Genomic DNA, 14,463 nt, shown 5'->3' with positions numbered 1-14,463 from the left:
TCGCAGCGGGAACGCCATGACGACGCCCCCTACTCCCCCATTCAATGGCGGCTATCTGCGCCAGGTTACCGACGCCCCGTTCGAGGGGTGGTGGGAGTGGTTTCCCGAAGACCCGTTCGAGGGCCTAGCGGGTCCGTTCAGGGTCTGCCGCGACGAACGGGGCCAGATCCTGTGCGGGTTCCTGCCGACGACCAAGAACCTCAACGGCCACGGGATGGTCCACGGCGGAACGCTGATGACCTTTGCGGACTTCGCGCTGTTCATGATCGCAGCCGAGGACGGCGACGTGGTTCACGGCGTGACGGTGACGATGAATTCGGAATTCGTCAGCGGCGCACCCGCCGACGTGCCGCTGTATGCCCGGGGCGAAATTGTCCGCAAGGGCGGCGGGCTGATCTTCGTGCGCGGCATGATCACCAGCGAAGGCGTAAACGTGCTGGCATTTTCAGGCGCGATCAAACGGGTGAAGACGAAGTTCGTCTCGCACTGATAAGGCGCCCCACGCACGGTGGAGCGCCTTGAACGGAAACGTCAGCCGACCTTCTTTCCGGTCATCGGGAAGGTTCCGAAGGGACCTGCCTTCACTTCGCCGGCGAAGGAATCGCCATCGACGGTGGCCTTGCCTTCCAGCGTCATCGGCATCGGCGCGGTCAGCTTCATCATCCAGGTCAGCGTGTTGCCGTCGATCTTGCCGTCGCTGATGTCGACCGAACCCATCGGGCCTGCATTGGTGCCGGTAAAGCTGTCGCCATCGGCGGTGATCGTCAGGGTAGACTTCTGCTCGCCCATCGGGCTCTTTGTAATGCATTCATAGGTACCGGAAATCGACATGGGCATCCTCCTTGTGAATGGGCGAAACGTCACCGCAACCTACACCGGTGTCAATTGATTCCTATCGTTCGACATGAATTGGACGCGCGCTTGACGATGCAGGCATTCGCCATATCGTCGCCGGGTCAACTGAAAGGCGGCCATAAGTGAACGAAGCGGGATCGATGCTCCACGATGGCTTCCTGCTGCTGGGCTTTGCGCTCGTCTTCGTGCTCGTGTTCCGGCGGCTGGGCCTTGGTGCCACGCTGGGCTACCTGCTGGCAGGCGCGGTCGTGGGGCCCCAGGCGCTGGGCCTTGTCGGCCAGGCCGAACAGAAGCTGGGCTTTGCCGAGCTGGGCATCACGCTGCTGCTGTTCCTTGTCGGGCTGGAGCTCGATCCGTCGCGGCTGTGGCGGATGAAGAAGGACATCGTCGGCCTTGGTGGCCTGCAGGTGATCCTGTGTGGTCTGGCCATTTCGGGCGTGATCTTCGCGTTCACCGACTTCTCCGCGCCGGCGGCATTTGCGCTGGGCCTGCCGCTCGCGCTGTCCTCGACCGCGCAGGTATTGCCGATGCTGCAATCGGCGGGGCGTCTGCGCACGCGCTTTGGGGAACGCACCTTCTCGATCCTGCTGTTTCAGGATCTTTCGATCATTCCCCTGATCACGATCATCACAGCGCTGAGCCGCAATCCCGCCGATGCGGGCGGACCTCCGGGCTGGCTGCTCGGGCTGGAGACGATCGGCGCGATTGTGGGGCTCGTGCTGGCGGGCCGCTTCGCGATCCGGCCGCTGTTCCGCCTGATCGGCAACCTTGGCGAACGCGAGATGTTCGTGGTCGCCGCGCTGTTCACGGTGATGGCGAGCGCCGCGGTGATGGAAGCGCTGGGGCTTTCCACCGCGCTCGGCGCGTTCATCGCCGGCGTGATGCTCGCCGACAGCCCCTATCGCCACGAACTGGAAGCCGACGTCGAACCGTTCCGTTCGATCCTGCTCGGCCTGTTCTTCCTGGCCGTTGGCATGATGCTCGATCTTGGCGCGATCGCGCGCAATCCGGTTTTCGTCGTGTCGATGGCGCTCGCGCTGATCGCGGTGAAGGCGGTTGTCATCTTCGGCCTTGCCCGCCTGTTCGGGATGGGATGGCGCCCCGCCCTCGCCATGGGCCTGTTGCTCAGCCAGGGCGGCGAATTCGGTTTCGTGCTGTTCGCACAGGCGCAGAACGCACTGCTGATCGCGCCGGAAGCCGCGAGCATCTTCGGAGCGGTGGTGACACTGTCGATGGCGACGACGCCATTCCTGATGATGGCCACGGCACGCATCCGCGAGGCCCCGGCAGGCGCTGCCGAGGTTCGCGAAGGCCCCACCGGCGAGCGCGCCGGCGCGCTTATCGTGGGCTATGGCCGCTTCGGCCAGACAGTCGGCCAGATGATGCTGGCGAGCGGGATCGACGTGACACTGATCGACACCGACGTGGAAATGATCGACGTTGCCGGACAGTTCGGCGCCAAGGTCTATTTCGGTGATGGCACGCGCATCGACATGTTGCGTCAGGCCGGGGCGGCGGAGGCGGAGGTCATCCTGTTCTGCCTGGATGGCGATCAGCTCTCACCCGACCTGATCGAAGCGGTGCACGAAACCTTTCCTGACGCAGCCATCTTCGTGCGGGCGTTCGATCGTCGCGCCATGGTAAAGCTGCGCGATGCGCCGACCACGCTGGTGGTGCGTGAAGTGATGGAATCGGCCGTGCTGATGTCCCGTTCGGCGCTCGACACGCTGGGGCTGAGCCAGGAAGCGATCAACAAGGCCGAGGACCGGTATCGCAACAACGACCGCGAACGGCTCGAAGTGCAGATCGCAGCGGGCGACGTGCGCGCCGCGCGCGACCGGATCATCACCGACCGGCTGGCGCCGGGCAGCGCACCGGCCTGACCGGCAGACGCGACGGCATCGCAACCACGGGCTGGACGGCATCCATTTTCTAGGATAGCTTGACCAGAAAATAGCTCGTGGAGATGGATGCGCCGATGGCCTGCTGTGCTTTCGCGGTTTTCCTGTTGATGCGCCTGCTCGCACCGCTGCGGGCCATGATGCGCGCGTTGGGCTTTGCCAGCACCGAGGGCAAGGACGCCGCGGTCGCGTGGAGCCTTGCAACGGTGACACCCGCGCCGAAGCGTGCGGCCGCGTCGCGGCGCCATGGCCTGCTGTCGCGCCCTGTTCTCGCGGTCGAGGCGCTGCTGCTGGCCGCACTGGCGGGACCGGCCGTGGCTTCCGCCACCCTTACCACAGCCGCGTCCGCGACCGATCCCGCGATCATTGCCCTTATTCACAAGAACATCTGCGCCCCGCTGGGCTGGAGGAACTGATGGCCACGATACCCCTTTCCCGCGACATTCCCGGGCTTTCGCCACACCGTGGCCGCAAGGGACCGGTGACCGCAGCGCGCCAGCGGCGAACCTGGACGATCTACCTCGGCATGTGCGCGCTCGGCCTTGCCCCGACACTGCTGGGATCGAGCCCGGCGCTTCAGGCGGCCGGTATCGGCCTGATCGTGCCGGGAGGCGGCTTCCTCGCTGTAGGCGGTTGGGCGATGCTGCTGTTCGCGTTGACGGCGGTCGTGTTCGTGGCCTCGCTGGTCGCATGGTTCTGGGCAGGTGCGGTGATCGCGCCGGCGACCGTCTGGCTTGGCAGCGCGATCCTGGCCAGCGCGATGGCAGGCGAGACGACCTGGGCCGGCGCACCGATTGCCGCACCGCTGGCAGCGGGCGCTGTCATCCTTGCCTTCGCCCGCAACAATCGCAGGGCGCATGCCGCAGGGCTCGAAAAGGCGAAGGCACGCGAGGCATTCCTGCCGCGCGCGTTCATGGACGTGACGCAGCAATCGGCGCGCGAGCCTGATCCGGCAAAGCGCGAGATGGACGACGAGCAGCTTGCAGGCTTGCGCTATCTGCTCGACCGCGCGCTGCAGCCGGTGGGCGAGTTCGGCGGCTTCACCGTGATCGACCAGTTCCAGCCTGCCGCGCTGCGCTACCAGATCAACCACATGGGCTTCGCGCTGGCGATTGCGCAGACCGCCTACGTCCCCAATTTCCGTGGCTACATGGGCCTTGCCCAGCGAAACCTGATCGAGAAGTACCTCGAGAAGAAAGTCTGGGACTACTGGGTGCTGGAGAGCTGCTGGGGCCACTTCAACTTCACCGATTGGGACCCGGCAGCCAAGGACAACATCATGTTGACCGGCTGGTTCGGCGCCCATGTCGGCGGCTATACGCTCGCGACCGGCGACCGGCGCTATCTCGAGCCGGGCAGCCTGACGTTCCGGCTGAACGACAGCAAGGCGTGGAAGCACGATTTCGGTAGCCTCAACGCCTCGGTGGATCGGAACTACGCCGTCGCCAAGTTCGGCATCTTCGCCTGCGAGCCCAATTGGCTCTATCCGATCTGCAACCACTACGGGATGCTGAGCCTGGTCACCCACGACGCGGTCACCGGATCGCGGCTGGTGGACCGGCACATGACCGACTGGCTGCGCGGCATCGACGAGGAGTTCACCGACAGCTCGGGCTCGATCGTCGGCCTGCGTTCGCAGTGGACTGGCATGCCGGTGCCCTTCCCCGTTGGCGAGGCAGGCTATGCCTTCTTCGAAAGCGCTTTCCTGCCGCAGCGTGCCCGCCAGCTATGGGCCATCGCCCGCGAGGAGATCGAGCCCATCATCGTCGAGGAAGCGGACGGTCCACGCATGGTGATGCCGGGTGAAGGACTGGATGCCGGCAAGTACGGTACCGGGCATGTCGGCGCCTATGGCACGTACCTTGTGTCGGCGCGCGAGTTCGGCGATGCGCGGATCGCACATGCGGCAAAAGCCGGGCTGTTCCACGATTGCGAGCCGGAGGTGCGCGAAGGCGTCCTTCGCTTCAACAAGGGATCCAACATCAGCAACGCCACCGCGATCATGGGCCTGCTGATGGAAACCGGCGACTTCCGCCGCACCTTTACCGAGGGGCCGGCCAAGGCAGCGCTCGCCGGGCCGATGATCGAAACGCTGGAATACCCGGCGGTACTGGTCGCGCGCGCCTGGAGCGACGGAACCGATCTGGAAGCGACGCTGGTGCAAGGCGCCGACGCCGGCCCGCGGCGAATTGGGATTTCCCAGCTGGAACCGGGTCGGCGCTACCTGCTGGAAGGTGCATTGGAGCAAGAGCTGGTCGCCGACGGTGCAGGCAATGCGGACTTCACCGTTCAACTCGAAGGTCGCGTAGCTATCGCTTTGCGCGCCGCCTGACCCCGCAGCGAGCCAAGCCGGACCGCTCAGGCTTCGCTGGCCCGAGAGACGCGGTGCCCTCGCAGCATCGAGAGTGCCTGATCGACATAGGCTGCCGCGATCAGGTTCTCGGTCAGGTCCAGATGGAGCAGCGCTTCACGCAGGTGGAATGCCGCGTCATCGAGTGCGGTGTCATTGGCCCTGTTGGGCTGGGCGGCGGTGCCGATCGGATACCCTGAGGGCGTGGTAACGGTTATCGTGGAGTTGCGGGTGCGGATCGTCAGGCTCATCTGGCGCATTTCTCCACGCTTGGTCGGGATTTTCCCGAAGGGCGCGGCGCTGGTTGATCCGGCAAGCGCGACACCTGCCTTTACGGGAGACAGTCGTTATTTCCTGCCACCGTTCCGTTCCCTGCCACCGTTCGTTGTACAAATGTGCAGGGACCGGAAGTGGTAAATTTCTCCACAACGAAGCGACCTCGCCAACCGATTGTCCGGCAAGACAATTAAAGAAACCGGTTCGGGTCTTCTTGAGTGATCGGACATTTTTTGGTTGGCGCTTCGCACCTGCGGGATTGGCGACTCAACCCTGCTCCACGGCACTGGGCGCAGTCGACGCGAACGCCGAGAGGGAAAGGCACGCCTCCTCGATCGCCAGCAAGCGCGGCCAACGCATGTCACAGCCAAAGCGACGGGCGTTGGCAAGCTGGGGGACGAGGATCAGATCGGCAAGGCCCGGCGCGTCGCCCAGGCAGAACGCGCCCGCGCCTTCCCCGACCAACTCGGCAAAGGCATCAAGCCCCTGGTCGCAGGTTTCGCGGGCCCAGATCGTCCCTGCATCGGCATTCCCGGCAATCGCGCGGATGCGTTGCAGCACGCGCAGGTTCTGCACCGGGTGAAGATCGCATGCGATCGCCTGGGCCAGCGCCCGCGCCCGTGCCCGTCCGGCCGCGTCGGGGGGCAGCAAGGGAGGCTGTGGATGGGTCTCGTCAAGGTATTCGCAGATCGCCAGGCTTTGGGTGAGTACCAGTCCGTCTATCTCGAGTGCGGGGACCAGGCCCTGCGGATTGAGCGCTAGGAAGCCTGGATCGCGCTGTTCGCCATCGACGAGCGAGTGCGGAATGGTCTCCCACGATAGGCCTTTCAGCGCGAGTGCGATGCGCACGCGCCAGGACGCGCTCGAGCGGAAATAGCCGTGCAGGCGGATCGGCGATGCCATCGGCGACGTCTCCCTTTCGTTTGACGCCGGTCAAGCATCCCGAAGGCCGCGCTGCAAGCTTCGTGTCCTTTGAACGTCAGGTCGAAAAGCGAAGGCCCGGAAAACCTTCTTCAAGTATGGCGTTCAGACGCTTTTTGTAGTCGGTGCCGACATAGGGAAGCATGACCCGCGGTTTCCCGGGAATATTGGCCCCCATGTACCATGAGTTGGCGCGCGGAAAGAGCGTGCCCTCCGCCTCGCGCCGGACGTGATCGACCCAGGCATCCTGCGCTGCTTCGTCGGCGGCGACACGAGCATGCCCCTGGCTGCGCATGTGTTCCACCACGGCATGCACGAATTCGACGTTGTGTTCTCCGGCAAGGATGACGTTCATCAGCACCGAGGGGCTGCCGGGTCCGGTGATCGTGAAAAGGTTCGGGAAGCCCGCGACCATCATGCCCATCCACATCGCGGGGCCTGCATACCACGCATCCTTGAGCGCCCTGCCCTCCTCGCCACGAATGTCGACGCGGGTGAGCGCACCTGTCATGGCATCGAAGCCGAGCGCCCAGACAATCATGTCGACTTCGTATTCCGCCTTGGCCGTGCGGATACCGCGCGTGGTGACCTCCTCGATCGCGCCTTCGTTCAGGTCGACGAGGGTGACGTTGTCGCGGTTGTAGGTGACGTAGTAATCGGTATCGACGCAGGCGCGCCTGGTCGAGATCGGGAAGCTTGTCGGACAGAGCTTCTCGGCTGTCACAGGATCCTTGACGAGCGCGCGGATCTGGCTGCGCACGAAGTCGCAGGCGGCATCGTTAATACGTTCGTCCTTGGTCAGGCGCGGGATCTGCACCGTCGAGACAAGGCCGCCGCCGTTCCAAAGGATCTTCACGTGTTCGGCGAGTTCCTCGTCGGTCGGGTTCCAGTCTTCGGGCAGCAGTTCGACGCCGGCCTCGCCCGTATCGATCGCCTGCTTGTAGAGCGGCCAAGCCGCCTCGAACGCCTCGCGCTCGTCGGCAGAGATCGGGGAATTAAGCGCAGGCAGGCTGAAATTGGGCGTGCGCTGGAACACGTAGACCTGGCTGGCGGCCGCCGCGATGTGCGGCAGCGACTGGATGGCCGAACTGCCGGTGCCGACAACGGCAACCCGCTTTCCGGCAAAGTCGACCGGATCGTGCGGCCAGCGGCCGGTAATAAGTTGGGGACCCTTGAAGCTGTCGAGGCCGGGGAAGTCAGGTTCCTTTGGCACGGACAGCGCGCCCGTCGCCATGATGACGAACCGGGCGGAAAGTGCCTCGCCCTTGTCCGTGTCCACCAGCCAGCGGTCCGCCGCCTCATCCCAGTGTGCGGCAGTGACCCGCGTCTCGAACCGGTACAGCGGGCGGATGTCGAGGATGTCAGCGCAGTGGTTGGCGTAGGCAAGGATCTCGGGCTGGGTCGCGTACTTCTCGCTCCAGTTCCAGGAGGTGCGGATCTCCTCGTTCCAGCTATACTGGTAGAGAAGGCTGGGAATGTCGCAACGCGCACCGGGGTAGCGGTTCCAGTACCACGTCCCCCCGACGTCGGCCGCCGCCTCGATGCCTTGCACATCGTAGCCTGTCTGCCGCAGCAGATAGCTCATGTACATGCCGGCGAATCCGGCTCCGACAACAACGGCATCGACCTCGCGGCGCTGCATTCCCAAGCCTCCCTTTCCTTATTTTTCCGTCATTTACCGCAAGCTGTTGCGGCTTACTTGAACAGGGTCCGCAGCGTGACGCCCCAGGTACGGCTATGGCCGGGGAAGCGCACCGCAAGGTTGGCGTTGGTCGCGGCCGAGACCCAATAGTATTCGTTGGTCAGGTTGCGTGCCCAGAGCGACAGGTCCCACTTGTCATCGACGTCATGGACGCCGATGCTAGCGTTGATCGTGCCGTAGGGCTTCAGATTGAGCTGCGGATCATCCTCGAGCGTGTTCTTCGCCGACGACTGGTAGCGACCGTTGACGATCGCGCGGAACGCCAGCTTGTCGTTGATCGGCGAGTCCCAAGTGACCGTCGCCGCGCCCGAGAACTTGGGGCTGAGCGGGAAAGTGGCACCATCGTAGCTCTTGGTAAGACCGGCCGCGTCGATGCCGACGTAGCCCTGGATCTCGGTCTTGAGCAGTGTCGCGGCGAGCGCGACGTTGAGATGCTGCCCGATGTTCACGCTCATGTCGCCGTCGAGGCCGTAAGCGCGCGACTTCGGAATGTTGTCGAGCCGCAGTAGCGTCGTGTAGATCGGGTCCGCGAAGTAGACCGCGAGCTGCTTGTCGCCGTAATCGTAGTAGAACCCGGTCAGGTTGATGTTCACGGCCCGGTTGGCGAGCGAGACCTTTGCGCCGAGTTCGTAGGACGTCAGCTTTTCCTGCCGCGCCGGACCGTTCTGCGTTGAAATGTTGGCCGCGTTGACCGGTGTCGAACCCGACTTGTAGCCGCGCGAAACCGACGCAAAGAGGTGCGCATCCGGAGTGACTTCCCAGCCAAGCGCGACGCGCCAGGCCACGTTGTCCTCATCGAGCTTCGACTTGACGATGCCGAACGTTCCGGTCGCCGGATCGAAGGTGTTGCACTGGTTGACGCCGATCGGCGCGGTGAAGGCACCGTAGACCTGGTAGAAGAACGCGCGGTTGAACAGATTGACGTTGGGCTGCATCGAACCGTTGAAGTCACGCGAGCAGCCGGCGTAGTCCTGCGTATCGCGGGTATAGCGGATGCCGGTGGTCAGCGTCAGGCTGGGCGTCAGCGTCCAGTCGGCGCTGGCGAACACGCTCTTGGTCTCGACGTCGAAGTCGGCCGTATCGCGGTAGGTGCGGAACGAGGTCGCAACATCGGCAGCAGTGTAGCCGGGCGAATTGAACGGCGAGTTGAGCAGGCCAAGGCCGAATATCAATCCGCGTACCGCCCCGACGTTGGCGTTCTGGCCGAGCAGGGTGCGGTTGTTGTCAGTCACCTTGTCGTTCGAGAAGTACCCGCCAATTGTCCACTGCGCCGGTCCTGTCTTGCCCTGGAAGCGCACTTCCTGGCTGATCGAACGCGCCTCGCCCTCGGCCTTCTGGATCAGGATCTCGTAGGGCGCGCCGGACCAGTCGAACGTCGCCTTGCGCTTGACCTTATTGTAGCCGGTGAGCGCGACGAACGTGACGTCAGGGGTGATCTCGAATTCGAGCAGGCCGCGGAAGCCGATGAACCAGTCGTCCTCGCGCAGCGGATCGCTGATGCCGGCGCCGCGACCGATGTCGGGGCCGCGCTGCGAAAGCGGCGCCCAGTCGGCATGGTCCTGGTCCCACTTGTTCTTGTTAGTGGCGATGTAATCGGCGACGCCCGCGGCATTGAAGGCACTGAACAAGGTGCCATTGGCCGGATCGGTATTCGGCGTGAAGCCGACAGCCTGCCCGGCTAGCGCATCCGACTTGTTGATCCAGCCGTTTGCGGCGAGTTCGATCTTCATGCCGTCAACGGGACGGGTCGTCAGCGTGAGGCGCCCGCCATAGCGGTGATTTTCGCCCAGCGTTTCGTCACGGCTGGCGCTCTTCTGCCAGCCATCCCAGCTGTCCTCCGTACGGAAGGCGGCACGCAGGGCAGTGCTTTCGCCAAGCGGCAGGTTGATGAAACCTTCCGAATTGAAGGTCTTGAAGTTGCCAGCCTCGACCGTCAGCCCGGCCTGAAGCGTATCCTTTGGCTTGGCGGTGATGAAGTTGACCAGCCCCGCAGTGGTGTTGCGGCCATAGAGCGTGCCCTGCGGCCCCTTCAGCACTTCGACGCGTTCGAGATCGTAGACGGGGCCCGAATTCATGAACGGGTAGGCGAGTGCCACTTCGTCTAGATAGGTGCCGACGGTCGACGTGGCCGACAGGTTGATCGTGTTGAAGCCGACGCCGCGCAGCGTGTAGATCGGCACGCCTTGATACCCGCGCGAAATGTTCAGCGACGGAGCCACCGACGGCAGGTCTTCGGTCGAGGTGACGCGCAGATTCTTGAGCGATTCGCTGCCGAAAGCCTGGATCGAAACCGGAACTTCGCTCAACGATTGTTCGCGCCGCTGTGCCGTGACGATGATTTCCTGCGTACCGCCGGCATCGGCCTGATCGGCCTGAGGCGTGGCCTGAGCCTGAGCAAGAACTGGCGTGGCCAGAGCGGACCCGGCGAAAAGCGCGCAGAGCAAGTGCGTCTTGGTGAAGGACATTTGTTCTCTCCCTTGAAACCTCTTTCCGCGCGCTTTTATCATGTGATAGGTAGTTATCAATCATGATAACGAACAAACGTGAAAGTGTGGCATTTTTGCCAGACAGGCGCGGCAAAGGCTTGCCAAGTGCAGCTTTGCGCGATCAAACCGGGTCATGAGCAAAAGCGATCGCGCAGACCCTTCCCCCCTTCCCGCCACCGCGGGACGCGGATCGCGGGAAAACAGTCGGGAGGCGCTGCTCGATGCCACCAGCGCGCTTATGCGCGAACTCGACACGATCGAGATTGGGATCGTCGACATTGCGCAGCGCGCGGGCGTGAACCACGCGATGATCCGCTACTTTTTTGGCAGCAAGGAAGGGCTATTACTCGCGCTGCTGGATCGCGACGTCTATCGCCGTATCCGCCAACTGGACCGGCTGTTCGCGCTCAATGTAACCCCCACCGAGCGCATGCGGGTGCACCTGCGCGGCATCCTCGATACCTATTACCAGATCCCGTACCTCAACCGCCTGATCCAGGTGATGGTGCGCGAAGCCGATCCGCAACGCGTGCAGCACATCGCCGATGAACTGCTGATCCCGATCGCCGCCGCCCAGGCCAGGATCATCGCTGAAGGGATCGCGGCGGGAGAATTCCGCGACGTCGACCCCAAGCTGTTCTATTTCAACACTATCGGATCTGCCGACGGTCTCTATTCCAACCGCTTCACCTTATCGGCGGTTTTTGGCGGTCTGCCGAGCGCCGACCAGGCGCTGCACGAACGTTATCGCGAGCATACGGTCGAAACACTCATGCGCGGCTTGCTTCTCTGAAAAGGCTCGTTATCAGAACTGATAAACGACCCTTGGGAGAACGCTCGGTGAATCTCGAACTCGACGAAGACCTGCGCATGCTGGCCGACAGCGTGTCTGGCTGGCTGAAGCAGTACCTGCCCTTTGACCGTCGGCGCGAGATGCGTGGCGGGGCGGCAATGCGGGCCTTCTGGGACGAGATGCAGGGTGCGCTTGGCCTTGCCGGTGCGGGCTTGCCCGAGGCCTGGGGCGGATTCGGACATGGATCGCAGGCGCATATGGTGGTGGCCGAAGCGCTTGGCGGCGCCTTGGCGGCAACGCCCTATATCGAGGCTGCAGTGACGGTCGGCACGCTGCTAGAGCGCCTCGGCGGACAGGACGAACTCGGCACGGCGCTTGCGGCCGGCAAGGTCGTGGTGCTCGGCTGGGAAGAGGCGCAGAGCCGTGGGGATGCGCTTTCGGTGCTGACCGAAGCAACCCTGGACGGCGACGTATGGCGGCTGACCGGTACCAAGCGCGCGGTGCGCTGGGCCGCGCAGGCGGACACCGTGCTGGTGACGGCGCGCACGCCGCGAGGGCTTGGCGTCTTCCGCATCGACGGTGACGTACCCGCCCGCGATTACCGGCTTATCGATGATCATCCTGCCGCCGATCTGCTGCTCGACGGCACGGCGGCCACACTGATTGCTGCAGGCGATGCTGCAGCGGCTGCCATCGCAGCGGCGGTTGATGCCGGCACTGCGGCCGTTTGTGCCGAGGGTGTTGGCCTGATGCGTACGCTGCTTGATGACACCGTCGAATACACGAAGCAGCGCAAGCAGTTCGGACAGGCCCTGGCCTCGTTCCAGGTGCTGCAGCATCGCATGGTCGACATGCGCATCCAGCTTGAACAGAGCGCCGCTGCGGCAATCCTTGCCGCTCTGCGCGGTAACGATCCAGCAGCGGTTTCCGCCGCGAAGGCCCAGGTCGGTGAAGCGGCACGCTACATCGGACAGCAGGCGGTGCAATTGCACGGCGGCATGGGCCTGACCGAAGAACTGCGCGTCGGCCATTATTTCCGCCGAACGACAGCGATCGAAAATCAGTTCGGCGATGCCGACGCGCACACCAGGCGGTATCGCAAACTGAAGGTCGCCTGAACCGCCAGCAGGAAAAAAAGGGCCCCGGTACCGTGCTGGTACCGGGCCCCTTTTTGTGTCCGACAGGGTCAGAGACCGAGCACGCGCTTGGCGAGAATGTTGCGCTGGATCTCGTTCGAACCGGCGTAGATCGGCCCCGCACGTTCGTTGAAATAGCGCAAGGGCGCAAGGGCCTGCCACACATCGCCGATGCTGCCGCCATCTTCGGGCGGCGTATAGTTGGGCACCGCGCCGCCGGGCCGCGTAACGTGTGGCTGGTAGACCGTGCCGGTGGTACCCGCGGCTCGATAGACGAGTTCGGTCATCTCGGTCGCAAGCTCGGTGCCCAGCACCTTCATCATCGAGGAAAGGGCGCCGACCGAACCATCGTCCCGCGCACCTGCAAGCAGCTTGAATTCCAGCACTTCAAGCACGTCGAGCTTCATCATCAGCCGCGCGAGGCGCGAGGCGAACACCTCGTCGTCGATAAGCATGCCCTCCGGCGTGGGCGTGGTGCGCGCATGCTCGCGCAGCGCCTCGGCTCGAACCTTGAGACCTGCGGAATAGCCACGCGCACCACGCTCGAATTCGAGCAGATACTTCGCCACCGTCCAGCCGTCGTCGATCGCGCCGATGACGTTCGACTTCGGTACGCGCACGTCTGTGAAGAACACCTGGTTCTGCACCGTCTCACCCGATGTCATGACCAGCGGGCGGACAAGCACGCCGGGTGTGGTCATGTCGACCAGCAGGAAGGTGATGCCCTGCTGGGGGCGAAGCCCGCGCGTGGTACGCACGAGACAGAACATCCAGTTCGCCTGCTGCGCGTGGGTTGTCCAGATCTTGGAGCCGTTGAGGACGAGATCATCGCCATCGGAATCGGCGCGCATCTGCAGCGAGGCGAGGTCCGAGCCGGACTGCGGTTCGCTGTAGCCCTGGCAGAAGAACACTTCGCCCGACAGGATGCGTGGCAGAAAAAACGCCTTCTGCTCTGGCGTACCGTAAGCCTGGATGACGTAGGCTACCATGTGGATGCCCATGGGCGAGACCGGCGGCGCGCCCGCCAGGATGCGCTCGCGCTCGAACAGGTAATGCTGCGCGTCTGTCCAGTCCTGACCACCGTGTTCGACCTGCCAGTGCGGGGCTGCCCAACCCTTGGCATGCAGCTTGGCCTGCCATTCCATGCCAAGGTCATGATCGCCGTAGACGCTGGTCATCAAGCGGCCGGCATCGCGCAGTTCGGGCGTCAGTTCGCTTTCGAAGAATTCGCGCGCCTGCGCAGCGAAAGCCAGATCCTCTGCCGTCCAGTCCAGGTCCATTCCACTCTTCCTGTCACTTGTTTATCAAGCTTGATAACAAGCGGGACGTAGACCTGCAAGGCGTGTTACGAGGCAATAAGTCCTGAAAGCATGCGCAGGGCGCATTCACCGATAAGCGTCTTGTGCGGGTCTTCGGACGCGCTCCCGCCAAGGAAGGCGCTGGCCACCGGCTCGTCACGCGTGAGCGAGGACAACGAGGCAAGCAGCATCATCGCGCCCACCCGATCGCTCTGGTCGGCGGCTCCCTTGCCGCGCGCGATGGCAATCAGCTCTGCCACCAATTCCATGCCCGGCTTCCACAGCTCCTCGTACAGAAGGTGGTAGCCCGGCCCCTGCTCGCTGAGTTCACGCAGGACGAAGTCGGTAGCCAGCCGCTGCTCGTCGTCGGCGGTGATGGCCGCGACAAGCGCGGCGAGGATCTTTTCAAGCCAGACGCGCGCCTGGTCGCCGGTCAGGCTTCCGTCATCGGCGGCACAGCGCGCAGCCGCTGCAACGGGCAGCAGGCGCCGGCGGTGCTGCTCCACGATCTCTTCGGCGCAGGCGAGGTGCAGGCCATCCTTGTTGCCGAAGTGATACGCGATAACCGGCAGCGTCACACCCGCCGCACTGGCGATCATGCGCGTGGTTGCCCCGGCGAAGCCCTCCTGCGCAAAACAGGCCATGCCCACCCGCAGGATGCGTTCGCGTGTCGTTTCGGGCAAGGCTGGCGCATCGTGGGCGGTTACGGCGGCGGAAAGCAGGCTGTCGATCATCACACCGTACA

13 protein-coding genes are annotated in these 14,463 nt (G+C 64.0%); 6 read left to right on the top strand and 7 right to left on the bottom strand.

Annotated features, from left to right (window positions below; translation table 11 throughout):
• The first annotated feature begins 16 nt into the window (after window positions 1-16).
• Entirely contained in the window at window positions 17-490 is a 474-nt protein-coding gene (locus HHL27_RS07730) for a PaaI family thioesterase (protein ID WP_169492758.1), read from the top strand.
• Window positions 491-531: 41 nt separating this feature from the next.
• On the opposite strand, the gene HHL27_RS07725 is transcribed toward HHL27_RS07730, so the two are convergent.
• Window positions 532-831, bottom strand: coding sequence for a hypothetical protein (locus HHL27_RS07725; RefSeq protein WP_169492757.1), 300 nt, complete (start codon window positions 829-831; stop codon window positions 532-534).
• A 164-nt stretch (window positions 832-995) separates the two neighbouring features.
• Here HHL27_RS07725 and HHL27_RS07720 point away from each other — a divergent pair, with 164 nt between their 5' ends.
• From HHL27_RS07720 to HHL27_RS07710, 3 genes are all read left to right on the top strand, one after another.
• Window positions 996-2,738 (top strand): cation:proton antiporter domain-containing protein, encoded by a 1,743-nt coding sequence (locus HHL27_RS07720; protein WP_169492847.1) that lies wholly within the window; start codon window positions 996-998, stop codon window positions 2,736-2,738.
• Window positions 2,739-2,821: 83 nt separating this feature from the next.
• On the top strand, window positions 2,822-3,172 hold the full coding sequence (locus tag HHL27_RS07715; protein ID WP_206069439.1) for a hypothetical protein: 351 nt from the start codon (window positions 2,822-2,824) through the stop codon (window positions 3,170-3,172).
• Window positions 3,172-5,088, top strand: coding sequence for a linalool dehydratase/isomerase domain-containing protein (locus HHL27_RS07710; protein WP_169492755.1), 1,917 nt, complete (start codon window positions 3,172-3,174; stop codon window positions 5,086-5,088). Before HHL27_RS07715 ends, HHL27_RS07710 begins: the two co-directional genes overlap by 1 nt.
• A gap of 26 nt (window positions 5,089-5,114) precedes the next feature.
• Here the strand turns inward: HHL27_RS07710 and HHL27_RS07705 are convergent, their stop codons facing one another.
• The 4 genes from HHL27_RS07705 to HHL27_RS07690 form a co-directional block, all read right to left on the bottom strand.
• Window positions 5,115-5,357 carry a hypothetical protein gene (locus HHL27_RS07705; RefSeq protein ID WP_169492754.1) on the bottom strand — a complete coding sequence of 81 codons (243 nt, stop codon included), beginning with the start codon at window positions 5,355-5,357 and terminating at the stop codon, window positions 5,115-5,117.
• 292 nt (window positions 5,358-5,649) lie between these two features.
• The gene (gene maiA / locus HHL27_RS07700; protein WP_206069438.1) at window positions 5,650-6,285 is read right to left on the bottom strand and encodes a maleylacetoacetate isomerase; all 636 of its coding nucleotides are present in this window, start codon (window positions 6,283-6,285) and stop codon (window positions 5,650-5,652) included.
• A gap of 76 nt (window positions 6,286-6,361) precedes the next feature.
• Window positions 6,362-7,945: a flavin-containing monooxygenase gene (locus HHL27_RS07695; protein WP_169492753.1), complete on the bottom strand. Its 1,584-nt coding sequence runs from the start codon at window positions 7,943-7,945 to the stop codon at window positions 6,362-6,364.
• Window positions 7,946-7,998: 53 nt separating this feature from the next.
• Window positions 7,999-10,470 carry a TonB-dependent receptor gene (locus HHL27_RS07690; RefSeq protein WP_169492752.1) on the bottom strand — a complete coding sequence of 824 codons (2,472 nt, stop codon included), beginning with the start codon at window positions 10,468-10,470 and terminating at the stop codon, window positions 7,999-8,001.
• Window positions 10,471-10,624: 154 nt separating this feature from the next.
• Between HHL27_RS07690 and HHL27_RS07685 the strand changes: the two genes are divergently transcribed.
• Entirely contained in the window at window positions 10,625-11,284 is a 660-nt protein-coding gene (locus HHL27_RS07685; RefSeq protein WP_277350549.1) for a TetR family transcriptional regulator, read from the top strand.
• Window positions 11,285-11,331: 47 nt separating this feature from the next.
• On the top strand, window positions 11,332-12,402 hold the full coding sequence (locus tag HHL27_RS07680; protein WP_169492751.1) for an acyl-CoA dehydrogenase family protein: 1,071 nt from the start codon (window positions 11,332-11,334) through the stop codon (window positions 12,400-12,402).
• Between the two features lie 68 nt (window positions 12,403-12,470).
• Here HHL27_RS07680 and HHL27_RS07675 read toward each other — a convergent pair whose 3' ends face one another.
• Together HHL27_RS07675 and HHL27_RS07670 are read right to left on the bottom strand one after the other, a co-directional pair.
• A complete protein-coding gene (locus tag HHL27_RS07675; RefSeq protein ID WP_169492750.1) occupies window positions 12,471-13,700 on the bottom strand; it encodes an acyl-CoA dehydrogenase family protein in 1,230 nt (409 codons plus the stop codon).
• 65 nt (window positions 13,701-13,765) lie between these two features.
• On the bottom strand, window positions 13,766-14,452 hold the full coding sequence (locus tag HHL27_RS07670; RefSeq protein WP_240959464.1) for a TetR/AcrR family transcriptional regulator: 687 nt from the start codon (window positions 14,450-14,452) through the stop codon (window positions 13,766-13,768).
• Window positions 14,453-14,463: the final 11 nt, after the last annotated feature.

This window comes from Novosphingobium olei, assembly GCF_012927405.1.
GTDB classification, from domain to species: domain Bacteria; phylum Pseudomonadota; class Alphaproteobacteria; order Sphingomonadales; family Sphingomonadaceae; genus Novosphingobium; species Novosphingobium olei.
Note: the sequence above shows the minus strand (reverse complement) of the source record. Positions and strands in the feature narration are given on the sequence as shown.